At 72.2% G+C, this 22,651-nt stretch carries 18 protein-coding genes; 11 read left to right on the top strand and 7 right to left on the bottom strand.

Annotation, left to right across the window (positions count from 1 at the left end; translation table 11 throughout):
* Positions 1–261 precede the first annotated feature (261 nt).
* Positions 262–720 carry a MarR family transcriptional regulator gene (locus tag ACFZCY_RS20095; protein WP_391174636.1) on the bottom strand — a complete coding sequence of 153 codons (459 nt, stop codon included), beginning with the start codon at positions 718–720 and terminating at the stop codon, positions 262–264.
* Between the two features lie 108 nt (positions 721–828).
* Between ACFZCY_RS20095 and ACFZCY_RS20090 the strand changes: the two genes are divergently transcribed.
* The 3 genes from ACFZCY_RS20090 (at position 829) to ACFZCY_RS20080 (ending at position 7,541) form a co-directional block, all read left to right on the top strand.
* Complete coding sequence (locus ACFZCY_RS20090; RefSeq protein WP_391174634.1) at positions 829–1,758, top strand: zinc-binding dehydrogenase; 930 nt, start codon at positions 829–831, stop codon at positions 1,756–1,758.
* 155 nt (positions 1,759–1,913) lie between these two features.
* Positions 1,914–3,875 carry an exo-alpha-sialidase gene (locus ACFZCY_RS20085; RefSeq protein WP_391174631.1) on the top strand — a complete coding sequence of 654 codons (1,962 nt, stop codon included), beginning with the start codon at positions 1,914–1,916 and terminating at the stop codon, positions 3,873–3,875.
* Positions 3,876–4,061: 186 nt separating this feature from the next.
* Positions 4,062–7,541 carry an NACHT domain-containing protein gene (locus tag ACFZCY_RS20080; protein WP_391174628.1) on the top strand — a complete coding sequence of 1,160 codons (3,480 nt, stop codon included), beginning with the start codon at positions 4,062–4,064 and terminating at the stop codon, positions 7,539–7,541.
* Here the strand turns inward: ACFZCY_RS20080 and ACFZCY_RS20075 are convergent.
* Both ACFZCY_RS20075 and ACFZCY_RS20070 read right to left on the bottom strand, forming a co-directional pair.
* Positions 7,530–8,246 carry a hypothetical protein gene (locus tag ACFZCY_RS20075; protein WP_391174625.1) on the bottom strand — a complete coding sequence of 239 codons (717 nt, stop codon included), beginning with the start codon at positions 8,244–8,246 and terminating at the stop codon, positions 7,530–7,532. The two genes, ACFZCY_RS20080 and ACFZCY_RS20075, sit on opposite strands and share 12 nt — an antisense overlap.
* Before the next feature lie 34 nt (positions 8,247–8,280).
* Positions 8,281–9,333, bottom strand: a complete 1,053-nt coding sequence (locus tag ACFZCY_RS20070; RefSeq protein ID WP_391174623.1) for a bile acid:sodium symporter — start codon at positions 9,331–9,333, stop codon at positions 8,281–8,283.
* Positions 9,334–9,478: 145 nt separating this feature from the next.
* Between ACFZCY_RS20070 and ACFZCY_RS20065 the strand changes: the two genes are divergently transcribed.
* From ACFZCY_RS20065 to ACFZCY_RS20045, 5 genes are all read left to right on the top strand, one after another.
* Positions 9,479–10,336 carry a LysR substrate-binding domain-containing protein gene (locus ACFZCY_RS20065; RefSeq protein WP_391174619.1) on the top strand — a complete coding sequence of 286 codons (858 nt, stop codon included), beginning with the start codon at positions 9,479–9,481 and terminating at the stop codon, positions 10,334–10,336.
* A gap of 269 nt (positions 10,337–10,605) precedes the next feature.
* Positions 10,606–12,432, top strand: a complete 1,827-nt coding sequence (locus ACFZCY_RS20060; protein ID WP_391174616.1) for an AMP-binding protein — start codon at positions 10,606–10,608, stop codon at positions 12,430–12,432.
* Positions 12,433–12,490: 58 nt separating this feature from the next.
* On the top strand, positions 12,491–13,174 hold the full coding sequence (locus tag ACFZCY_RS20055) for a hypothetical protein (protein ID WP_391174613.1): 684 nt from the start codon (positions 12,491–12,493) through the stop codon (positions 13,172–13,174).
* Between the two features lie 44 nt (positions 13,175–13,218).
* A complete protein-coding gene (locus ACFZCY_RS20050; protein ID WP_391174610.1) occupies positions 13,219–14,058 on the top strand; it encodes an aldo/keto reductase in 840 nt (279 codons plus the stop codon).
* A 145-nt stretch (positions 14,059–14,203) separates the two neighbouring features.
* The gene (locus tag ACFZCY_RS20045) at positions 14,204–15,379 is read left to right on the top strand and encodes an alpha-lytic protease prodomain-containing protein (protein WP_391174608.1); all 1,176 of its coding nucleotides are present in this window, start codon (positions 14,204–14,206) and stop codon (positions 15,377–15,379) included.
* A gap of 9 nt (positions 15,380–15,388) precedes the next feature.
* Here the strand turns inward: ACFZCY_RS20045 and ACFZCY_RS20040 are convergent, their stop codons facing one another.
* On the bottom strand, positions 15,389–16,291 hold the full coding sequence (locus ACFZCY_RS20040; protein WP_391174606.1) for a methyltransferase: 903 nt from the start codon (positions 16,289–16,291) through the stop codon (positions 15,389–15,391).
* 162 nt (positions 16,292–16,453) lie between these two features.
* Here ACFZCY_RS20040 and ACFZCY_RS20035 point away from each other — a divergent pair, with 162 nt between their 5' ends.
* Genes ACFZCY_RS20035 through ACFZCY_RS20025 form a run of 3 tightly spaced genes read left to right on the top strand, consistent with a single transcriptional unit; the run spans position 16,454 to position 19,242 of the window.
* Positions 16,454–17,038: an ECF RNA polymerase sigma factor SigK gene (locus tag ACFZCY_RS20035; protein WP_391174604.1), complete on the top strand. Its 585-nt coding sequence runs from the start codon at positions 16,454–16,456 to the stop codon at positions 17,036–17,038.
* Positions 17,035–17,835: an anti-sigma factor domain-containing protein gene (locus tag ACFZCY_RS20030; protein WP_391174602.1), complete on the top strand. Its 801-nt coding sequence runs from the start codon at positions 17,035–17,037 to the stop codon at positions 17,833–17,835. The genes ACFZCY_RS20035 and ACFZCY_RS20030 overlap by 4 nt, the downstream gene beginning before the upstream one ends.
* A gap of 24 nt (positions 17,836–17,859) precedes the next feature.
* Positions 17,860–19,242: an FAD-binding domain-containing protein gene (locus ACFZCY_RS20025; RefSeq protein ID WP_391174600.1), complete on the top strand. Its 1,383-nt coding sequence runs from the start codon at positions 17,860–17,862 to the stop codon at positions 19,240–19,242.
* 17 nt (positions 19,243–19,259) lie between these two features.
* On the opposite strand, the gene ACFZCY_RS20020 is transcribed toward ACFZCY_RS20025, so the two are convergent.
* From ACFZCY_RS20020 to ACFZCY_RS20010, 3 genes are read right to left on the bottom strand one after another with little or no spacing between them, the layout of a single operon-like run.
* Complete coding sequence (locus ACFZCY_RS20020) at positions 19,260–20,504, bottom strand: class I SAM-dependent methyltransferase (protein WP_391174599.1); 1,245 nt, start codon at positions 20,502–20,504, stop codon at positions 19,260–19,262.
* Positions 20,501–21,763 carry a class I SAM-dependent methyltransferase gene (locus tag ACFZCY_RS20015; RefSeq protein WP_391174597.1) on the bottom strand — a complete coding sequence of 421 codons (1,263 nt, stop codon included), beginning with the start codon at positions 21,761–21,763 and terminating at the stop codon, positions 20,501–20,503. Before ACFZCY_RS20015 ends, ACFZCY_RS20020 begins: the two co-directional genes overlap by 4 nt.
* Positions 21,760–22,524 carry a DUF1365 family protein gene (locus tag ACFZCY_RS20010; RefSeq protein ID WP_391174594.1) on the bottom strand — a complete coding sequence of 255 codons (765 nt, stop codon included), beginning with the start codon at positions 22,522–22,524 and terminating at the stop codon, positions 21,760–21,762. The genes ACFZCY_RS20015 and ACFZCY_RS20010 overlap by 4 nt, the downstream gene beginning before the upstream one ends.
* Between the last annotated feature and the right edge of the window lie 127 nt (positions 22,525–22,651).

The following is a 22,651-nucleotide window of genomic DNA, read 5'->3' as shown; positions in this document are numbered from 1 at the left end:
CCGAGGTAGCGCTGACACCACCCCGGCCCGATAGCCGGCTCCACCCGGGCAGGGGGTCGCCACCATGTGGTCGCGGCCCCCTCGCCCCGGCAGGCCGGGGGGTATGAACCGACGCACCAGGCCGGCCGATCACGGCGGTGACGTACGACGCCAACCGGCTCCTGGCGGGCGAGCGGGCCGTTCAGTCGCTGCTCGACGACGTGATGTGCGGACGGAAACCCTGGCGGAAGCCCTGACGGCGCGGGCGGCGCGGGTGTCCGGCTACTCCCCCCGGCACGGCTCGTCCGGCTCGGCCACCCGCCGCAGCAGCGCCACCAGTTGCTCGCGCTCCGCCGCACTCAGCCCCGCCGTCAGCTCGTCGTTGGCCTCGTCGCCCAGCCGCCGCGTACGCGCCAGCCGCCGCTCGCCCTCCTCCGACATGGCGATCGCGTTCTTCCGGCGGTCGCGCGGATCGGGGCTGCGGGTGACGAGCCCTTCGCCCTCCAGGTCGCCGACGATCCCCACCATGTCCTTGGGATCGATCCCGAGGCTGCGCCCCAACTCGGCCTGCGATACGGGCCCCAGCTCCGCGACGGCGGACAGCACCGCGTGATGCATCATCCGCATCCCCTCCCGGGCCAGCGCCTCCGACACGAGACGGTGCCCGCGGGCGGCGGCGCGGCCGAGGAGCCAGCTGGGCAGGGAGCGGATGCGAGCGGGGGCGAACGGGGTCTCGGGCATGGCCTCAGCGTACCCGGCACATCGTTGGGACATCCAACGTTGGCAACCCCAACGATCTCCGCTACCGTTGGGCTACCCAATGAATTCAGCCGCACCCCGGGAGGCCCCATGCGCCGCGTCCGTTTCCATGCCCACGGCGGCCCGGACGTCCTCCGCCTGGAAGAGGCCGACCCGCCCACGCCCGCCGCCGGTGAGCTGCTGCTCCGTACCGAGGCGATCGGCGTGACCCTGCCCGGCGTCCGCCGCGTCCGGGACACCGGCACCCCGCTCCCCGGGACCTTCGGCGGCGAGGTCGCGGGCCGGGTGGCCGCCCTCGGCGACGGCGTGACCGGCTTCGCCATCGGCGACCGGGTCACCGCGATCTCGTTCTCCGACTCCTACGCCGACCTCACCACCGCCCCCGTCGTCACCGCCTCGCCCATCCCGGACGGCGCGACGGCCGTGGAGGCGGTCGCCCTCGTGCGCGGCGGCCATGTCGCCCTCGCCGCCCTCGCGGCCGCCGCACCGTCCCCCGCCGAATCCGTGCTGATCACGGGCGCCGCGAGTGGCGTCGGCCATCTGGCGGTCCAACTGGCCCATATTCAGGGGGTGCGCCGTGTCGTCGCGGCCGCCGGTTCCCCGGCGAAGGCCGCGTTCCTGCGTGGCCTCGGCGCGGACGAGGTGGTGACGTACGGGGACGAGTCCTGGGGCGAGCCGGTCGACGCGGTGCTCGACGGCGTCGGCGGCGGCCTTCTCCCCCGCGCCCTCGCGGCCCTGGCCCCCGCCGGCCGGCTCATCTTCTTCAACTCCGGCGGCGGCACCGTCCCCGCGCACGCCCTGCTGTCCGGCGCGAAGACCATCACCGGCCTGACCATGGCTCACTTCTCCCGCACCCGGTTCGAGTTGTACGCCCGGCACCGCGGCGAGCTGTGGCGGCTCTTCGCCGAAGGCCGTCTGCGCCCCGCCGTACACGCCGAACTACCGCTCGACCAGGCCCCGAAGGCCCACGACATCATCGAGTCCCGCACCAACCAGGGAAAGGTCGTCCTCATTCCCTGACGCACGATCACGAACCCGTGACGCACGGTCCTTGTCCCGGCCGGGGGCAAAGCGGGACACTTCTGCGACGGTCTCCATCAGACATGGGATGTCGTGATGTCTTGATGTCCGGATGCTTCTGATGTCCAGATGGCTCTGAAGGGCAGGTCGTGACCATGGCGTCGGATCCCCGCAATCGCCCCCGGACCAGACGTTGGCGGCGCCGCGCCTCGGTGCTCCTCGCCGCCGCGGCGCTGGCGCTGACCCCGCTTCCGGCATGGGCCGCGGACACGGACGACACCGTGTCCGCGGCCCGTACCCTTTCCGGCACCTCCGGCTCCTCCTCGGACTTCGACCAGCAGATCCTCTTCAAATCCGGCCAGGACGCGGGCTACTTCTGCTTCCGGATCCCCGCGATCGTCACGTCCGGGGACGGCACCCTGCTCGCCTTCGCCGAGGGGCGCAAGGACAACTGCGGCGACGCCGGGGACATCGACCTGGTGCTCAAGCGCTCCACCGACGGGGGCCGCACCTGGGGCCCGTTACAGGTGATCAACGAGGGCGGCGGTGACACCCACGGCAACCCGGCGCCCGTCGTGGATACGCGCACCGGCCGCATCCTGCTGGCCAGCACGTACAACACCGGCCGCGACGACTCCCAGAGCTGCGACGTGCCGTGTGACCGCACCCCGCACCTGCAGTACAGCGACGACGACGGCGCCACCTGGTCCGCCCCGCGCGATCTGAGCCCCACCCTGCTGCCGCCGACCTGGAACTCCTGGTACGCCACCGGCCCGGTGCACGGCATCCAGCTGCAGCACGGGCGGCACAAGGGGCGGCTGCTCTTCACCGTCAACACCGAGAGCCACGACGGCACCCGCATCACCGCCAACCACGCGGCGCTCGCCTACAGCGACGACGGCGGCAGGCGCTGGAAGATCGGCGCGGTGGACTCGTACCCGATAGCGCAGGACGGGACGTTCCGTCAGAAGCCGTCGGAGATGACGCTGGTGGAGCGGGCCGACGGCTCGGTCTATGTCAACGGGCGCGAACAGGACGGCACCGACCTCGGCCACCGCGACTACGCCATCAGCCGCGACGGCGGCGAGAGCTTCGCCGCGCCCTTCCGCACCATCCCCGACCTGTCCACGCCGATGGTGCAGGGCTCGGTCCTCCGGCTGCGCGCCCCGGGCCGCGACGGCCCCGGACGGCTGCTGTTCTCGGCGCCCGCCGACCCCGACCGGCGCCGCACCATGATGATCCGCTCCTCCTGGAACGAGGCCCGCAGCTGGGAGGGCACCGACCGCGGCAAGGTGGTCACCACCGACTGGTCCGGCTACTCCGACATGGCCCTCATCGCGCCCGGCACGGTCGGGCTGATGTACGAGGGCGGCGCGGTGGACGCCCGCGACGAGATCCGCTTCGCCCGCTTCACCGAGGACTGGCTGGGCCCGCGCGCCGCCCCGTCCCCGGTCACGGACGACCGCGCACCCCGGGCCCGCCCCGCGACCGTCCTCGGCGGCGCCACCGGAACCGAAGGCCGCTTCGGCCGGGCGCTCGCCTTCGACGGTACGGACGACGCCGTACGCCTCCCGTACCGCTCGTCGCTGCCGCTCGGCACCCGTGACTTCACCATCAGCCTGTGGTTCCGCTACTCCGCCGCCTCCGGGCAGCACCCGTTCCTCTGGATGGGCGGCATCGGCGGCAAACAGGCCCAGGTCTGGGTGCGCGGCGAACCGTCCTCGAACCGCGTCCGCGCCCTGATGACCACCGTCAACGGCCCGGCCACCTACACCTCGGCCTCGGTCGCCACCACCACCGCCCACAACGACGGCGCATGGCACCACCTGGCCCTCACCCGCACCGACGGCCACCTCACCCTCACGGTGGACGGCGCCGACCCGGCCTCCGCGCCCGACGCGCCCGGCACCATCAGCCGCTCCTCCCCCTTCGCCCTCCACCTCGGCGAGGCGGTCGACGGCCGCTCCCGGATGACGGGCGCCCTGGACGAGGTACGCGTCTACGCCCGGGCGCTGACCGACACCGAACTCCGCCGGATCCGCGAGTTCAACGCCCCGGTCGACGGGAAGTCCGCCACCGCCCACCTCCCCCTGGACCACGTCCGGTCATCCCGCTGACCCCCGAGGCGGGGCGCGCCGCCGCCCAGTGGCAACAGCGGCGTGCCCTGCCTACGGTGAAGAGGAGGGGCGAACCACATCGTCCGCCTCCTCGGCGCGGTGGCAGCCCCATGCCCATGGCTCATACGGGGCTCGCGAGTACACGGCCCTGACTCCCTCGCCTGCCCCATGGCGAAGGGAGATCTGATGAAGACCGCCACTGACCGGATGTGGGAGATCGGATCGGCCGTACCGCCCGGTCCCGCCCCGGCGGGCCGGCTGCGCCGCTTCCATTCCCGAGCGAGCTGGCCCCTGGTGGCGGCGTGGCGCACGCACCGTAGTCGCTGGCTCCTGGACCGGGGTGTCCGGAAACCACGCCGCTGGTCGCGGCCACGCACCTGGCCGTGGCCGGTGCTCGTCGGCGCCCTCGTCCTCTTCTACCTGCTCTGGGTGGTCCACAGCGTGTGGTCCGGCGCGCCGTGGAGAAGCGCCTTCCCTCAGGAGAACCAGGCGGTGCAGGCCATCGGAACATCGTCGACCGCCGTGATCGTCGTGGCGTGGTTCGTGTTCTGGCGCCTCGGACGAGTCCGCCGGCATTACCTTCGCAAGGCCAAACGCCATCCGAGCAAGCTGGTCAAGCCCGGCAGCATCATCGGCCGGGTCGTGGGGCGTGACCCGCTGTGCGATGCCCTGATGACCGATCTGCGCGACCGGGACCGTCGACGCCCCCATGTGATCGTCGGCACCATAGGCGTCGGCAAGACGGCACTGCTCGTACGGCTCACCGAGCGGCTGGCGCGTAAAGGCGCCATTCCCGTCGTCATCCAGTTGCGGGACGTCCAGGAGGTCGAGGAAACGGCGGACGTCAGAAACAAGCTGAACTTCTCCGAGCTGGCCCAGCAGCGCTTCCTCGAAGAGGTCTCGGACAAGACACATTCTCCGGCTGAGGGCGAGAAGATCTGGCAGCGGCTGCGCTATCAGCAGGACAGGGTCGTCGTACTCGCCGACGGTCTCGAGGAGGCCCTGAGAGAGCACGCCGCCCGCGAAAACCTCATCCGCCAGGCGATCGCCGGCGCCTGTGAGGAAAAGCTGCCCCTGGTCATCACATCCCGCCCGAACGACTCCCTGGAAGCGGTGCAGGCCGCCCTCACCACCCTGGAACCGCTCAGCGAAGAGGCCGCCTTGTCCTACGTTTCCTCCGCCAGCCAGTGGCGTTCCGACAAGCAGCGGCTGGACTGGGTCGTGGAGGCGGCCAATGTCGCCGGCTCCCCCCTCTACCTCGAAATCGCCAGGGAACTGGAAACGCTGGGCCGGCTGGCCCCGATCGTGGCCGGCGGCGACGATCCGTCGGACACGCGCGATCAGGATGAATGGGCCTTGCGGTACGACCTGCTGGAAGCCTGGATCGACGCGCTCGTCGACGGCGCGCTCTCTCCCGAACAACCCATATCGCATCTGGGACGCCGGATGACGGTGGAGCATCTGTCCGCCCTGGCCTGCACCGCACTGTCACAGAGTTCCGCCGAGGCCGCTTACGCCTCCCTCGCCGAACACCCCGAAGGGAACGGCGACGTCATGGACGCCGAAGCCCTCTCGCGCATCAGGCAGCATCTGACCGGCCGCATAAAGGACGAGAACGGCAAGATAGCCCGGATCGACGTGCGTACCGCTGGAAGCTGGGGAAGCCGCCTGGGTCTGGTGGACGACCGGGGAAAGGGCGTCCGGTTCCGGCACAGTGTGATGCAGGCCTACCTTGCCTCCCTTTACATGCGCCCCTTGCTCGAACAGAGCGCCGAGATGGGGCCCGAGGGATCGGAATACTTCAGGGAAGCGCTGCGACGCCCCGGCCGGGAAATCAGCACGGCCCTCGTGCTCTTTCCACGCTCACTCGAATCCATGTGCACATGCGAGGATACCCCGGAGCGGTGCACTATACGCCACGCCAGGAATCTGCTCATCGCCGAAGCCGAGAGGGCGCTGGCGCAAGGGACCAAGGCGGAGAGCGAAGAGCAGGATCTGCGGATCAAGGCCCTGGAAATGTATTCCGCCGCGCTGGACGTCGACAGCTTCGACGACTGCCCCCGGCACAGGCCCATCGTCAAGCAAATCCGCAATCAGTGGACGAAAGTCCAGGAGTACAACGAGCGCAAACTCGACTACGCCAAAGCAAGCCTGGTCAAACGCATCGGGGCGACGGCTCGGCTATGGGCCGGGCGTGTCACCGATCCGACGGAAACCCCCCCGACCGCGTACGACCTGCTGTTCCAATTGGCCGGCGATGAACGTTCCCACTCCGTGCGCTTCACCATCGCACGGGAGATCGGCGAGGGCGGTGACACCGCGTTCGACGCGGTGAAAGGAGAGCTCACACCACCCGCGCCAGGGGGCTCCTGTCCACGGCACACCTCCGAGTCCGATGACCGGCCCGGACCTCATGGCGACACCGAGAAGCAATCGTCCGACGACGGCACCACCAGGACCGAGCGCCTGCGCCGCAAGCAACGCGCCAACCGGATCCGCAAAGGGCGACGGGAGGAGCGTCGCTGCGAGGACAAGGAACGGGAGACGGAGGAGAAGCAGCACCGCGAGGAGATCATGCGGGCCTGGCTCAGCCCCATGCTGGTGCAATCCTGCTCGCTCAGCCACCACGAGGACACGCCGTACTCAGCGCTCTGCCAGTGGATGCAGGCGGTGAAGGAGAAACGCCTCGACCGCGGTCCGGAGGTGGCCCTTGCCCAGGGCTTCAAACAAGCCGCCAACCACCGCACCCCTTCCTCGCCGGCGGACGACGCACGGGACTTCCTCAACGAGGAGGCCTGGGAGATGCTCAAGGAGACGCATTTCTGGTTCACCCGGCTGACGCTGCTTCACGCGCTCACGCTGTGGGCCCTGCCTGACAACGTCGGGCAGCGGCAGCCGCTGCACGGCCACGGTTCCGACCCTGGTGCGCAGGTGCGCCACTGGCTCCAGCACCACGATGGCGACGGCGGAAGGACCCGGATGCGCCACGAGCACCCGTTGGTGCGAGCGGCGGCCAGGATGGCCCGGCAGGCTCTGGAGACCCGTCATCCGGACCGATTCCTGTGGATCGACGAGGCCGATGTGGCATCCCAGATCGGCTCGGAGACCTCCTCGCTGACCGAGCCCCGCGCGCACAACCTGTGGATCCCCCCTTCCACGGGATGGAGCACGCTCGATCCGGCAGCGCAGCAGTTGCTGGCCGACGTCCTCGTACTGGCCGTCCTCGCCGAGGAGCGAGGCGACCGGGAGGAGGATCTGCAACGCCGTCTCGCGCGGGTGGACCGGGCGGATCCGCCCCTCCTGCCACCGTGTATGACCGAAAGCCGCGAGCCCTTGGACCCGATGCGTACACCTGTCGGCGAGTCGCCGCACTCCCCGCCGGGCTCGACGTGCGCCGATGGCTGCCTGTTCAAGCTGTGTCCGTATCCCCCCAAGGGCCCGGAGTGCCGCATGGAACTGAACGAACTGTTCTGCATCAATCAGCGAGCGCTGCTCAACTTCGTTCAGCTCCGCTCCTGGCTGTATTTGCGGTTCCGCCGCCGGGCGGCATGGCAGCGCGGCACATCGGTGCCCGACCTGCGGCGGTTCTGGGACCAGATGGGCGGCCGGGCCCGCGACCGGGCCCGCGATGAAGTGCCGGGCCGCCACCTCCGGTCATCCCGCTGACGCCTCGCTCGTGGCGCGGGCGGCGTGTGTCTCACGCCGCCCGCGCCGCCAGGCGAGCGCCAGCCCGGCTGCGGAGATCAGCGCGGGGACGGCCAGCATCACCGTCAGGTTCTCGACCCAGCCCGCGTTCAGCCGCGAGGTGCTCCCGCTGTGGGTCATGCACGTCGCCTGCGGCGGGAACAGGGCGTACTCCAGCGTCTTCGGCGGATATTCGCCCCACTCCCCGCCCGCCGAACAGGCCGAGGACGGGCCGGTGAGCAGCGGCCAGGCCGCCAGGCCGTACACCAGGGCGAAGACGGAGCCGGTGACGAAGAAGGCCGTACCCGTGCGGCGCAGCCGCTCCCTGCGGGAGATCTGCATACCGGTTCCGGCGGGCAGTTCGACGCATTCGGCCAGCAGTGCCAGCAGCACGCAGAGCACGAGCCCCGCGAAGGCGCACCAGATCACCGCGCCCAGCACCCCGGTGCCGCCCGCGGAGACCTCTCCCCCGCCGTACTCGCAGATGATGGCCGGGGGAAACGCCTGGTGCCGGATGTCGCCCAGCCGCCCGGGGCCCTCCACCATTCCCTGGCTGCACCGCTCGTCGAACTCGATGGTGTCCACCCAGGCCACCACGAAGGAGAGGAACAGGATGAGGGACGACACACCGGCCCCGGCCCATAGGCGCTCCGTACGAAAGGCCCCATGGGTAAGAGTGTTCGACATGTGCGGAGATTAGCGGAGCTGCCGGAAGAATCGCTCAGCGGACGGCGGCAGCGGGCTCCGGGGTCTCCGACGGCAGGGGCTCCGGGGCGGGTTCGGGGGCCCGGTCCGCGAAGCGGCGGGCCAGGACGGCGCAGACCATCAGCTGCATCTGGTGGAAGAGCATCAGCGGGAGGACGGCCAGGCTCGCCTGGGCGCCGAAGAGGACGCTGGCCATGGGCAGGCCCGCGGCCAGGCTCTTCTTGGAGCCCGCGAAGGTGATCGTGATGCGGTCCTCGCGGCGGAAGCCCAGCTTCCGGGAGCCGTACGTGGTCAGCGTGAGCATGAGCGCGAGCAGCACCGCCTCCACCGCGAGCAGGATCGCCAGCCGGGCGGGGGTGATCTGGTGCCAGATGCCCCGGGTCATGCCCTCGCTGAAGGCCGCGTAGACGACGAGCAGGACCGAGCCCCGGTCGACCAGGCGCAGGACCGCGCGGTGGCGGGAGATGAAGCCGCCGATCCAGCGGCGGAGGAGCTGACCGGCCAGGAAGGGGGCCAGCAGCTGGAGCGCGATCTGGATCATCGAGTCGGCGGAGAACCCGCCGCCGCTGCCGCCGAGGAGCAGCGCGGCCAGGACCGGGGTGACGACGATGCCGATCAGGCTGGAGAAGGAACCGGCGCAGATCGCGGCGGCGACGTTGCCCCGGGCGAGCGAGGTGAAGGCGATCGAGGACTGGACCGTGGAGGGCACCAGGCACAGAAAGAGGAGGCCGGTGTAGAGGGGCTGGGTGAGGACGTACGGGACGAGTCCGCGGGCCGCCAGGCCCAGCGCCGGGAAGATCACGAAGGTGCAGGCCAGCACGGTCAGGTGGAGGCGCCAGTGGCGCACCCCGTCCAGCGCCTCGCGGGTGGAGAGCCGGGCGCCATAGAGAAAGAAGAGAAAGGCGACGGCGACCGTGGTGGCCCCGTCCGTCACGGTGGCGGCCCGGCCGCTGACCGGGAGCAGCGCGGCGAGGGCGACGGTGCCGACCAGGCCGAGGATGAAGCCGTCCAGGGGCAGCCAGGAGGGGAGCGTGATCTTGCGGCGGAGCAGGTGGCGCGGGCGGAGCATGAACTCTCTCTCTGGGTCTTGCTTGACGTACGAACGGGCCCGGACGGGGCCCTCTCCAGCTTGCCCGTGATCGCGCCCATCGGGAATCCCGCATACCGCACTGACTGCTATCGCGTTCCGTGATGGACCCGCCTACAGTGGGGGCGTGTTCGACCCCGCCCAGCTCCGTACGTTCCTCGCGGTCGCCCAGACCCTGAGCTTCACCCAGGCCGCCCACCGCCTCGGGGTGCGCCAATCCACCGTGAGCCAGCATGTCCGCAGGCTGGAGGAGGCGGCCGGGCGGCAGCTGTTCAGCCGGGACACCCACGGGGTGGAGCTGACCGAGGACGGCGAGGCGATGCTCGGGTTCGCGCGGTCGATCCTGGAGGCGAACGAGCGGGCGGCGAGCTGGTTCCGGGGCACCCGGCTGCGCGGGCGGCTGCGGTTCGGGGCGTCGGAGGACTTCGTGGTGACCCGGCTGCCGGAGATCCTGAAGGGGTTCCGCCGCGATCACCCCGAGGTGGATCTCGAGCTGACGGTCGAGCTGTCGGGCACCCTGCACCAGCGGCTGGAGGCGGGGAAGCTGGATCTGGTGCTGGCCAAGCGGTCGGAGGAGCGGCCGCGGGGGCAGCTGGTGTGGCGGGACCGGCTGGTGTGGATCGGCGCGGAGGGGCTGCGACTGGAGCCCGGCCGCCCGCTGCCCCTGATCGCCTTCCCGCCGCCCGGGCTCACCCGGGCCCGGGCGCTGGACGTACTGGAGCGGCACGGCCGGGCGTGGCGGATCGCGTGCACGAGCGGCAGCCTCAACGGGCTGGTGGCGGCGGCGCGTGCGGGGCTCGGGGTGATGGCGCACACCGATGGCCTGATTCCGCCTGGCCTGGTGCCGGTTCCGGAGCGGGCCGGGCTGCCGGAGCTGGGGCCGGTGGACTTCGTCCTGCTGTACGGGGAGCGGCAGCGGGACACCGCGACCCGCGCGGCGGCGGAGCGGCTGGCGGAAGCGATCCTCGCCGGGCCTGTGCCGTGACCCGTGCCGTGACCCGTGCCGTGACCTGCGCCGTGGCCTGTGCCGTGATCGGAGAGATTCCGTGCAGAAAGTCGTCACATGTCAGCCACGCATGCGGCGCATAGGGGCAGACTGCGTACAAACCGGCCACCGAAGTGACCGTTTGACACCCTTTCACCTCACTGGCGAGCGCACATTCCGACCATTCCCCGACGAAACACCTCTCCCGCCCGGAGGTCGGGATCGGGTACGGTCGCGGCGCTGTGCGGAGCGGCTTCAAGGAGCAGGTATTGCGCGAGTTCACCGTCCCCCCGATGGCGTCGGCGCCCCAGGCCGGAGGACTGGCGGATGTCGTCTTCGAGCATGCGGAATCCGATCCTCATCGGGTGGCGCTGGCCCGCAAGACGCCTGACGGCCGCTGGGTGGACGTGACCTCGGCCCAGTTCCGGGACGAGGTGGTGGCACTCGCCAAGGGGCTGCTGGCCCAGGGCGTCCGGTTCGGCGACCGGGTCGGCATCATGTGCCCCACCCGCTACGAGTGGACGCTGTTCGACTTCGCGCTGTGGACCGTGGGCGCGCAGAGCGTGCCGCTGTACCCGACCTCCTCCGCCGAGCAGGTCTTCTGGATGCTGCACGACGCTTCGGTCATGGCCTGCGTGGTCGAGCACGAGGACCACGCCATGACGGTCGGCTCGGTGATCGGCCGGCTGCCGTATCTCAAGCGGCTGTGGCAGCTGGACGCCGGGGCGCTGGACCAGCTGATCGGCGACGGCGAGTCCATCGACGACGACCTGGTCACCCGGCACCGGCTGGCGATGACCCCGGAGCAGACCGCGACCATCATCTACACCTCGGGCACCACCGGCCGGCCCAAGGGCTGTGTGATCAGCCATGCCAATCTGATGGCCGAGTGCGACAACATCGTCCAGCGGTACGAGGACGCCTTCCACTCCAAGCGCGGCGACGAGGCCGCCACCCTGCTCTTCCTCCCCCTCGCGCATGTCTTCGGCCGGATGGTGGAGGTCGCCGCGATCCGCGGCCGGGTCAAGCTGGGCCACCAGCCGAAGCTGTCGGCGTCCGCGCTCCTGCCCGACCTGCAGTCCTTCAAGCCGACCTTCATCCTCGCCGTGCCGTACATCTTCGAGAAGGTGTTCTCCGCGGCGCGCCGCCGGGCGGAGGCGGAGGGCAAGTCGGGGCCGTTCGAGAAGGCGGTCGACATCGCGGTGCGGTACGCGGAGGCGGTGGAGGAGAAGGCGTTCGGACTCGGCACGGGCCCCAGCGCCTCGCTGCGCATGCAGCACCAGTTCTTCGACAAGCTCGTGTACAGCAAGGTGCGCGCCGCGTTGGGGGGCCGCGTCCGGCACGGGATGTCGGGCGGCTCGGCCATGGAGCGTCGGCTCGGGCTGTTCTTCCGGGGCGCGGGCGTCACCATCTACGAGGGGTACGGACTCACCGAGTCCACCGCGGCCGCCGCCGCCAACCCGCCCGAGCGGACCCGGTACGGCACGGTCGGCCGGCCGATCCCCGGCACCACCGTGTACATCGCCGACGACGGCGAGATCTGGCTGCGCGGCGGCCAGATCTTCAACGGCTACCTCGGCGATCCGAAGGCGACCGACGCCGTGCTGCGCGACGGCTGGCTGGCCACCGGCGACCTGGGCACACTGGACGACGACGGCTATCTGACGGTGACCGGGCGGAAGAAGGAGATCCTGGTGACCTCCAGCGGCAAGACCGTCTCCCCGGTCGGGCTGGAGGAGCGGGTGCGGGCGCATCCGCTGGTGGCCCAGTGCATCGTGGTCGGCAACGACCGCCCGTACGTCGCGGCGCTGGTCACCCTGGACCCGGAGGCCGTCTCGCACTGGCTGACGATGCGCGGCAAACCGTCGATGGCGGCGAACGAGCTGGTCCGGGACCCGGATCTGGAGACCGAGATCCGGCGCGCGGTGGTCGCGGCGAACACCACCGTCTCGCAGGCCGAGTCGATTCGTACGTTCCGCATACTTGCCGCTCAGTTCTCGGAGGAGCATGGTCTCCTGACACCGTCCCTGAAGCTGAAGCGCAAGGCGATCGAACAGGCGTACGCCGTCGAGGTCGAGGCGCTGTACAACGCCTAGGCGTCGTACGGGACGGGCGCACTCCCTGGGAACCACCGAGCCGTGAAGGGGGCACGAAATGATCGACGTCATTCTCCCCGCACTTCCCGAGCGCGAACTGACCCTGGTCTCCGAGGAAACTCCCCAGTCCCCGGCGCTGACCGGACACCTCACCCTGGGCGGACCGGTGTCCGTCCCGGTCACGTCCGAGCTGGTCGCCGGGGACCCGGAACTGCCGGCCTTCCTGGAGGCCGAGTCGCACACCGCCGTCTACCACCTGTTGCACTGTGCGGTCACCTGCGCCCAGGACGCGCCGGAACCCGCTCTGCACACGGTCAACCTCGATCTGACCCTGTCGGCGGACATCGAGGGGCCCCCGGCCTCCGGGCCGATCGCCTGGTCCATGGCCCCGCATCAGCTCACCGGGACCGCCGACGCGGCGGCGCCGGTCCGCCTCGGGCCCCGGCTGGGGCTCCGGGACGACCACCACGCGCCGCCGGCCGGCGAGCGGGTCTGCGTGGAGGCGCGGCGGGAGCTGCGCTCCGACCCCGGCTGGGAGATCCGCCGCACCGGCACGGTCCCCATCGGCGGCACATACCGGCTGGTCATGGTGGTGCGGGCGCCGCGCGGTACGGTGACCACGGCGGCGGTCGCGGTGGGCGCGACGGTACGCGAGGGACACACCCCGCACCGCTATCGCGCGGAGATCGCGCATCCGGTGCGGCTCGCGGACCGGGAATGCGTGCCTCCGGTTGACCGTTGAACCGAAGAACACGTATCCGATAGCGACGTAAGGATCGACTGCTCGTGAGCAAGGTCCCCTTCATCACCCTCAACAACGGCGTTCGGATCCCGCAGCTCGGCTTCGGCGTCTGGCAGATTCCCGACGACGAGGCACAGGTCGCGGTGCGCAACGCGCTGGACGCCGGGTACCGGCACATCGACACCGCGGCCATATACGGCAACGAGGAGGGCACGGGGAAGGCGCTCGCCGCGTCGGGCATCGCGCGCGACGAGCTGTTCGTCACCACCAAGCTCTGGAACTCCGAGCAGGGCTACGACTCGACGCTCCGCGCCTTCGACACCTCGCTGACCAAGCTCGGCCTGGAGTACGTGGATCTCTACCTGATCCACTGGCCGCTGCCCGAGGTCGACAAGTACCTGGACACCTGGAAGGCGTTCGAGAAGATCTACGCCGACGGCCGCGCCAAGGCCATCGGGCTGTCCAACTTCCACCCCGCCCACACCCAGCGGCTGCTCTCCGAGGCCTCGGTCACCCCGGTGATCGACCAGGTCGAGCTGCACCCGCAGCTCCAGCAGTCCGAGCTGCGCTCCTTCAACGCCCGCCATGACATAGCCACCGAGGCCTGGTCCCCGCTGGGCCAGGGCAAGGGGCTGCTGGAGGAGCCGAAGCTCGTCGAGATCGCCGCGAAGCACGGGAAGAGCCCGGCGCAGGTCGTGCTGCGCTGGCACCTCGACCTGGGGAACGTGGTGATCCCGAAGTCCGTGACACCGTCCCGGATCAAGGAGAACATCGACGTCTTCGACTTCGAGCTGGACTCCGACGACCTGTCCGCGATCGGCGCCCTGGACTCGGGCAACCGCCTGGGCCCGAACCCGGACACCTTCAACCTGACCGACGTCTGATCCGACGCGGGTCCCGCACCGCCCCGTCGCGCACCGCGCGGCGGGGCGGTGTCATGCCCGCGCCCGCCGAGCGGTCCCCTGTCACCGCAATTACGCTTGGCGCTCAGTAAGACACGCAGCGTGATTCGCGACAGGAGAACGCACTATGCGCCGCAGACGTCGTCATGGTCTTGAGCTCGCCACGGGCTGCACCGTCGCCATAGCCGCCTTGTTCCTCGCCGGTGCGGGCATACCCGCCGCCGCGAACCCGTCCCCGCCGCCCGGTTCCCACCGGGACGTCCCGCCCGAGGTGCTCGCCGCCATGCAGCGCGACCTGGGCCTGACGGCCGACGAGGCGCGCACCCGCCTATCGAACGAATACAAGGCCGGACAGGCCGAACCCGGCCTGCGCAAGAACCTCGGCAGCGCTTACGCGGGCAGCTGGGTCAGCGGGAAGACCGCCGAGCTCACCGTGGGCACCACCGACCAGGCCCAGAGCGGCGCCATCAGCGCCGCCGGAGCCAAGGCCGCCGTCGTCGGCCACAGCCTCGAACAACTCAACGCAGCGAAGGACGCGCTGGACCGGACGGCCGAGGAACACCCCCCGGCCGCCACCACCGCCTCCCTCTGGTACGTGGACGTGAAGAGCAACAGCGTGGTCGTCCAGTCGGCCCAGCCCGCCGCGGCCCAGCGGTTCATCGACGCCGGTGGCGTCGACCGCGGCCTGGTGCGGATCGTGGAGTCGGCCGAGCGCCCGGCTCCCCTCTATGACCTGCGGGGCGGCGAGGCGTACTACATCAATGCCACCGCCCGCTGCTCCATCGGCTTCTCCGTCACCCAGGACACCCGGGCCGGGTTCGTCACCGCCGGGCACTGCGGCGACCAGGGCGACACCACCACCGGCTTCAACCGCGTCGCGCAGGGCACCTTCCAGGGTTCGGTCTTCCCCCGCAGCGACTACGCGTGGGTGGCCACCAACGCCGACTGGACGCCCACGCCCCTGGTGATCGGCCCCGGCTCCACCACCGTCACGGTCACCGGCTCCCAGGAGGCGCCGGTCGGCTCGTCCGTCTGCCGCTCGGGGTCGACCACCGGCTGGCACTGCGGCACGATCCAGCAGCACAACACCAGCGTCGTCTACCCCGAGGGCACCATTCGCGGCGTGACCCGCACCAATGTGTGCGCCGAGCCCGGCGACTCGGGCGGCTCGTTCGTCTCCGGCACCGAGGCGCAGGGCGTCCTCTCCGGCGGCTCCGGCAACTGCACCGTCGGCGGTACGACGTACTACCAGCCGGTGAACCCGATCCTCAGCGCGTACGGGCTCACCCTCACCACCGGCTGACGCTTCCCCTCACTCCGCCCGGGCCGCCACGTGGATCGTGTGCGCGGTCAGCAGGAAGACATCCGGCCGCCGCGCGATCCCGGCCTCGTCGTCCGGGTCGAGCAGCCGGTCCAGCGCGGCGAGGTCGCCGTCGTCGAGACGGTCGGCGGCGGCCTCGCGCCGGTGGGCCAGCTCGGTCCGCAGGGTCTCGCGGGTCGCCGCGTCGAGCGGGGCGGGCAGGTCGAGCAGGAAGCTGCGGCTGGTGGCGCCGGTGAGACCGGCCGCCGTGAGCAGCCCGGGCCAGTCCTCGACGGTCTCGGTCGCGCCCGGCAGCTCGGCCCGCATCTCGGCGAACCCCTCCGCCTGGACGGCGTCGAGCCGGGCCAGCAGATCGGGTCGGCCGAGCCCCGCGTCCCGGGGCAGGAAGCGGGGCGGCAGCCCGCCCTCGCCGATCGCCAGCAGCCCGCCGGGGCGCAGGGCGGCCGCGAGCCGCCGCAGCGCGTCCAGCTGATCACCCAGATGGTGCACGGTCCGGCTCGACCAGATCAGATCCGCGGTGCCGATCGTGGCCGGGTCGAGGCCGTCCGGCATCTCGACCGGCAGCGTGGTGACGCGGTCGGCGAGCCCGAGCCGGGCGGCGCGCTCCCGGGCCCGCTCCAGCAGGGCGGGCGTACCGTCCACGGCGACGACCTCGGCGTCCGGGAAGGCCCGGGCGAGCAGACACGTCACCACGCCGGGGCCACTGCCCACGTCGAGGACGCGGCGTACGGAGCCGCCGCCCGCCGCGAACCTCTCACGCAGCCAGGCGGCGGCCTGTTCGTGGATGGGGGCGTGCGTCTCGGCGCCCCGCTCGAGGAGCGGGGCGAAGGCCTCCCAGTCGGGCTGATGGCCATGATCGTGTGCGTGCTTGTGCGCGTGGTCGTGTGTGTTCATGGCCGTGAGCCTGCCCGCATCGCGGCCGTACCGCCAAACTCCCTTGCCGGATCGGCAAATTCGCCGGTCCCTGCGCTTTGTTGACCAATCCGCACCCGCCCGGGCGACGAATGAGATACGACACCTGCGTGGTGTCGTAAAGCTCATCCGGAAGGACGGCTAGTGAGAGAGCCCGTGTTCATCGGTGGACCGGCCCCCAGGGGCCCGGACCTCGAGGAGTTGCTCGGATTGGTGGCCCGGGGGGACCAGAACGCCTTCGCAGCGCTCTACGACGCCGTGAGCGGGTCCGTCCTCGGCCTGACGCGCAGTCTGCTGCGGGACCCCGCCCAGGCGGAGGAGGTCACCCAGGAGGTCCTGGTGGAGGTGTGGCGGACCGCGGCCCGGTTCGAGCCCGCCCGGGGCAGCGCCATGGCGTGGATCATGACGCTCGCCCACCGGCGCGCCGTCGACCGCGTACGGTCCGCGCAGTCCGCCTCGGACCGCGAGGAGCGCGCCGCGATGCTGAACCGCACCCCGGCCTTCGACGAGGTGACGGAGCAGGTGGAGGCCAGGCTGGAGCGTGAGCAGGTGCGCCGCTGCATGCAGACGCTCACCGAACTACAGCGTCAGTCCGTGACGCTCGCCTACTACCGTGGCCGGACCTACCGCGAGGTGGCGGAGCTGCTGCAGCTGCCGCTCGGCACGGTGAAGACCAGACTCCGGGACGGACTCATCCGGCTTCGCGACTGCATGGGGGTCGGGGCATGACCAGAGCGGACCGAGCGGATCTGCACACGCTGACCGGCGCCTACGCGGTGTACGCCCTCTCCGGGCGGGAACTGCTCGCCTTCGAACGGCATCTGGCCGACTGCGAGGCATGCGCCCAGGAGGTACGGGAGCTGCGGGCCACCGCCGCCAAGCTCGGCATGGCCACCTCGCTGACGCCGTCGCCGGTGCTCAAGGACGATGTGATGCGGCGGATCGCCACGGTCCGTCAGGATCCGCCGCGGGTGGCGAGGAGCGAGCCGGAGTTCTCCGGCGGCGGCGCGCCCCGGCGTCCCGCGCGCGGCCGGTGGCAGAACTTCGCGCTGGCGGCCTGTCTCGCCGGGGCGGTGGCGCTCGGCGGTGTCGCCGTCTGGCAGAACCAGCAGGCGTCCGACGCGCGCGATACGGCCCGCCGCTCCGAGGAGCAGGTGGCGCGGGTGGAGGCGGTGGCCGAGGTGCTGGCCGCCCCGGACGCCCACAGCCGCAACGCCAAGCTGACCAACGGCGCCACCGGCACGGTCGTGGTCTCGCACGCCCTGGACAAGGCCGCGTTCCTCGCCTCCGGCCTGCCCAAACCGCCCGATGGGCGGGTGTACCAGCTGTGGTTCAGCGACGGCGGCACGATGCGGTCGGCCGGGCTCATGGACACCGCGGACACCGGCTCCGGCGGCGGCACGGCCGCCCTGCTGAGCGGTGCGGTGGGCAAGGCGTCCGGCGTGGGGCTGACGGTCGAGCCCGCCGGGGGCTCCAGGGCGCCGACCACCGACCCGATCGGGCTGATGTCGCTCCCGGCGGGGTGAGGGCGCCCGGTGTAAGGGAGAGGAGTGACCACCCCCAGCACCTCGATCGCCGTCTTCACCTCCGACCTGCGGCTGCGCGACAACCCCGTGCTCCACGCCGCGCTCCGCTCCGCCGACCAGGTCGTTCCGCTGTTCGTCGTGGACCGCCGGGTGGCCGCGGCGGGGTTCGCCGTGCCCAACCGGGTGGCGTTCCTGCGGGACTGCCTGGCCGACCTCGACGCGGGCCTGCGGGAGCGCGGCGGCCGGCTGGTCGTCCGTACGGGTGACGCGGTGGAGGAGATCCGCCGGGTGGCCGAGCAGGCCGGCGCCGGGGAGGTGCACATCGCGGGCGGGGTGAGCGCGTTCGCCGGACGGCGGGAGGCGCGGCTGCGAAAGGCGCTGGGCGAGCGGGCACTGCGCGTCCACGGAACCGTGGTGACGGCGGCCGAGCCGGGCGCCCTGACCCCCTCCGGCAAGACCCACTTCGCCGTCTTCACCCCGTACTTCCGCGCCTGGCAGGCCGTCGAGCCGCGCAGGCCGCTCGCCGCGCCGCGCGGTGTGCGGGTGCCGTCCGACGTGCGGTCCGAGCCGGTCGCCGCCGTGTCCTCGCTCGCCTCCGGCAGCACCTCCCCCGCGCTGCCCGAGGGCGGCGAACGGGCCGGGCGCCGCCGCCTCCAGGCGTGGCTGCGGTCGGGCTTGGGCCCGTACGCCGACCGCCAGGACGACCTGGCGGGCGACGCCACCTCACGGCTCTCCCCGTACCTCCACTTCGGCTGTCTGTCCCCGGTGGAGCTGGTGCACCGGGCGCGCGCGTCCGGCGGGCCCGGCGCCGACGCCTTCGTACGGCAGCTCGCCTGGCGCGACTTCCACTACCAGGTCCTCGCCGCCCGCCCGGACGCCTCCCACACCGACTACCGCCCGCGCGGCGACCAGTGGCGGTCGGACGACGCCGCCGTCGCCGCCGTCGCCGCCTGGAAGGCGGGCCGCACCGGCTACCCGCTGGTCGACGCGGGAATGCGGCAGCTGGCGGGCGAGGGGTGGATGCACAACCGGGCCCGGCTGCTGGTGGCGAGCTTCCTGACGAAGACGCTGTACGTGGACTGGCGGGTGGGGGCCCGGCACTTCCTGGACCTGCTGGTCGACGGGGACGTGCCGAACAACCAGCTGAACTGGCAGTGGGTGGCCGGAACCGGCACCGACACCCGCCCCAACCGGGTCCTGAACCCCCTGGCCCAGGCCCGCCGGTTCGACCCCGACGGGGCGTACGTACGCCGCTGGGTCCCCGAACTCGCCGAGATCCCCGGACGGCGCGTCCACACCCCCTGGACGCTCCCCGACGCGGAACGCTCCGCCCTGTCCTACCCGCCTCCCATCGTCGACCTCGCCGAAGCCGCCACCCGCTTCCGCCAGGCCCGCCACGCCACCTGAGCGCCCCCGGGGGCCGGTCAGGCCGCTTCCAGGGCGGGGGCCGGGTACCAGTCCGTGGGGGTGTCGGGCATGCCGCTGACGCCGCGCGCGGTGGGGCGTACGGCGAGGATCTGGTCGATGCCCATGCGCCGTTCCTCGAAGGCGAGTGCGCCACCGGCCAGGCAGAGCCGCCACATGCGGGCGGTGTGGTCGCCCGTCAGCAGCCGGAAGGCGTCCCACTGGGACTCCAGCGCCTCCCGCCAGGCGCCGACCGTGCGGACGTAGTGTTCGCGCAGGGATTCGGAGGAGCGCACTTCCAGTCCGGCGGCCTCCAGCAGGCCGATGGTCTCGCCGAGGGGCCGCATGTGGAGGTCGGGGGCGACGTAGGTTTCGATGAAGGCGCCGCCGCCGGGGGTTCCGGGGGCGCGTGACATCTGCTGGACGAGGGCGCGGCCGCCGGGCCGCAGCATGCCGTGGAGGGTGCGGGTGAGGCGCGGGTACTGGTCGTGGCCGACGCGTTCGCCCGTCTCCACGCACGCCACGGCCTCGTACATGCCGCCGTCCAGGTCGCGGTAGTCGCTCAGGACGACCTCGACGAACTGGCCCAGGCCCAGTTCGTCGACCCGCTCGCGCACGAAGTCGCGTTCCTCGGGCACCGAGGTGACGGCGGTGACCTGCGCCTTGTGGCGGTCGGCCGCGTACAGGGCGAGGGCGCCCCAGCCGCAGCCGATGTCGAGGAGCCGGGCGCCGGGGACGAGCGCGAGCTTGCGGCAGATGACCTCCAGCTTGTCGCGCTGGGCGTCGGCGAGGCCGTAGGAGGGGTCGTGGCTGGTCCAGTAGGCGCAGGAGTACGCCATGGACGGGTCGAGCAGCCGCTCGTAGAACTCGCTGAGGAGCACGTGGTGGTGGCCGCCGGGGGCGGACGGCGGGGGGCCGATGACGCCGAGCCGGGCGGCGCGGGCGGCGGCCCGGGCGCGGGTGGCGAGGGTGACCCGGGGCGGGGCGGCGGTGGCGGAGCGCTCGCGGAGGGCGTGCCAGACGACGCGCAGCGCGTCGGTGAGCTCGCCCTCGACGTCGAGGTCGCCGCTGATGTACGCCTCGGCCAGGCCGAGTTCGCCGGGCTGCCACAGCAGTCGCCGCACCGCGCGCGGGGAGTTGAGGAGGACGCGGGGCGCGTCCAACGGTCCTGCCTCGCTGCCGTCCCAGGCGCACAGCCGCACCGGGAGGGGCCCGCCGAGCAGGCGTTCGGCGATCGGGGCGATGGTGGGGGCCGCGTCGCTCATCGGTCTGCCTCCTGGAGCAGGATCTGCTGGACGTCGAGGTAGCGGGCGCGGAAGCCCGCTTCGGAGTAGGCGAGGTAGAAGGTCCACATGCGGCGGAAGGTGGTGTCGAAGCCGAGGGCGGCCACCTCCGCGTCACGGGCGGTGAAGCGTTCGCGCCACAGCCGCAGGGTCTGCGCGTAGTGGTCGCCGTAGGTGTCGCGGCGGGCCACGCGCAGCCGGGTGTGGCGGGCGGCGCACTGTTCGAGGGCGGTGACGGAGGGCAGGAAGCCGCCGGGGAAGATGTACTTCTGCATCCAGGTGTAGGTGTGGCGGGTGGCGAGCATCCGGTCGTGCGGCATGGTGATGGCCTGGAGGGCTATCCGGCCGCCGGGGGCGAGCAGTTCCTGCAGGGTGCCGAAGTAGCGGGGCCAGTACGCCGCCCCGATGGCCTCGATCATCTCGACGCTGATGATGGCGTCGTACCGGCCCTCCAGTTCCCGGTAGTCGCGCAGCAGCAGGGTGATGCGGTCGGTGAGCCCGTCGCGCAGGGCACGCCGCGCCGCGAGCCGGCGCTGTTCCTCGGAGAGGGTGACGGCGACCACGCGGGCCCCGCGCAGGGCGGCGCGCAGGGCGAGCGCTCCCCAGCCGGTGCCGATCTCCAGCAGCCGGGTGCCGGGGCCGACCCCGGCCAGGTCGAGCAGCCGGTCGATCTTGCGGGCTTGCGCGGCGGCGAGGTCGTCCCAGGTGGCGGGGAGGCGGCTGAAGAGGGCGGCCGAGTAGCTGAGGGTCGGATCGAGGAAGAGCCCGAACAGCTCGTTGGACAGGTCGTAGTGGTGGTGGACGTGTTTGGGCGCCGCCTCCAGTGTGTGGTGCTGTCCGGCGGGGCGCCGCGGGGCCCAGGCGCCGCGCAGCCGCTGCGCCCAGCGGGGCACGATGCGGTCGGCGTGTTCGGCGAACACGGTGAGCACGCCCACCAGGTCCACCGCGTCCCATTCGTGGGCGAGGTACGACTCGCCGAAGCCGACGAGCCCGTCCCGGCGGACGCGCCGGACGAACGCCTCGGGGTCGGCGATCTCCAGCAGCGGCCCGGTGGCGCCGCGCACGGGCCCGGCGCCGTACCGCACCCGCAGCGGCAGCCGGTCCAGGGCCCGGTGGACCAGTGACCGGGCCAGGGCGTCGCGGGGCCGGGAGGGGCCGGGCCGGTGGGCCACGGCGGGCCAGCGGGCGGCGTCGACGGCCGGGCGGTGGGCGGCGCCCGTGGCGTGGTGCAGTTCGGTCACCTGGCCTCCTTCACGGGGTGGCGGGGGCGCGGCTGGAGGGGCAGCCCGCGCGGGTACGGCCGGATGCCCTGGAGCCGGAGGCGCCAGGTGACGGCGGCGGTGGCCCAGAGGTGGCGGAGGGCGGCGCGCAGCAGGGCGCGCGGGGTGGCGGGGCGCGCCCTGCCCCGTACGGTCGCGGTGAACGGCCGGGTGCCGTGGCGCTCCAGACGGACGGTGAGGGCGAGGCTTTCGGCGGGGCGCGGGAGCCGCATCCGGTGGCCGCCGTCCACGGGGAAGAACGGCGAGACGTAGAAGTCCTTGGCGGTGTGCGCCCGGCCCTCCTCGTCGGGGCGCAGCAGATAGCAGTGGCGTTCGCCGTCCGTGTGGTGCACCTCGGCGACGACGAGGACGACGGTCCCGGCGCGGTCGTGGCACCAGTAGAGGGTGAGCGGGTTGAAGGCGTGGCCGAGGACGCGGGCGTGGCCGAGCATCAGCACCCGCCCGCCGGGCGGGGTGACGCCCTGGGCGGTGAGCCGGCGGTCGAGGGCGGCGCGGAGGGTGGGGCCGGTGCCCGCGAAGTGGTCGCGCGGGTCGAAGCGGGCGAGCGGGCGCAGCGGCCGGGGCGGGCGCGGCAGGTGGTCGAGGTCGACCAGCCACAGGTAGGTGCGGTGGGTGGAGGTGTGGCGCGGCGGGCGGGTCCGGACGTGGGTGATGACGCTGTCGTAGAGGGCGGGGGTGCGGGTGACGGGGGTGCCGATGGTGACGGCGTACGGGAGGCTCATCAGCGCACCCCCAGGGCGGCGGCCCGTACGCGCCACACCCGGCCTCCGGGGGCCGCCGCTCCACTGCCGACGACGGCGATCCGCTGCCGCTGCCGCTGCCCGTCCATGCCCGCTCCTCCGCTCGACG

The organism is Streptomyces sp. NPDC007983 (assembly GCF_042958345.1).
Classification (GTDB): Bacteria; Actinomycetota; Actinomycetes; order Streptomycetales; family Streptomycetaceae; genus Streptomyces.
This window is presented reverse-complemented; position numbering and strand designations above follow the sequence as displayed.

What these genes read in the sequence shown, in the direction of transcription:
- ACFZCY_RS20055 (WP_391174613.1), top strand. Translation starts at nt 12,491, where the DNA reads ATGATCGACGTCATTCTCCCCGCACTTCCCGAGCGCGAACTGACCCTG.
- ACFZCY_RS20095 (WP_391174636.1), bottom strand. Translation starts at nt 720, where the DNA reads ATGCCCGAGACCCCGTTCGCCCCCGCTCGCATCCGCTCCCTGCCCAGC.
- ACFZCY_RS20075 (WP_391174625.1), bottom strand. Translation starts at nt 8,246, where the DNA reads ATGTCGAACACTCTTACCCATGGGGCCTTTCGTACGGAGCGCCTATGG.
- ACFZCY_RS20010 (WP_391174594.1), bottom strand. Translation starts at nt 22,524, where the DNA reads ATGAGCCTCCCGTACGCCGTCACCATCGGCACCCCCGTCACCCGCACC.
- ACFZCY_RS20020 (WP_391174599.1), bottom strand. Translation starts at nt 20,504, where the DNA reads ATGAGCGACGCGGCCCCCACCATCGCCCCGATCGCCGAACGCCTGCTC.
- ACFZCY_RS20040 (WP_391174606.1), bottom strand. Translation starts at nt 16,291, where the DNA reads ATGAACACACACGACCACGCGCACAAGCACGCACACGATCATGGCCAT.
- ACFZCY_RS20090 (WP_391174634.1), top strand. Translation starts at nt 829, where the DNA reads ATGCGCCGCGTCCGTTTCCATGCCCACGGCGGCCCGGACGTCCTCCGC.
- ACFZCY_RS20080 (WP_391174628.1), top strand. Translation starts at nt 4,062, where the DNA reads ATGAAGACCGCCACTGACCGGATGTGGGAGATCGGATCGGCCGTACCG.
- ACFZCY_RS20030 (WP_391174602.1), top strand. Translation starts at nt 17,035, where the DNA reads ATGACCAGAGCGGACCGAGCGGATCTGCACACGCTGACCGGCGCCTAC.
- ACFZCY_RS20045 (WP_391174608.1), top strand. Translation starts at nt 14,204, where the DNA reads ATGCGCCGCAGACGTCGTCATGGTCTTGAGCTCGCCACGGGCTGCACC.
- ACFZCY_RS20070 (WP_391174623.1), bottom strand. Translation starts at nt 9,333, where the DNA reads ATGCTCCGCCCGCGCCACCTGCTCCGCCGCAAGATCACGCTCCCCTCC.
- ACFZCY_RS20085 (WP_391174631.1), top strand. Translation starts at nt 1,914, where the DNA reads ATGGCGTCGGATCCCCGCAATCGCCCCCGGACCAGACGTTGGCGGCGC.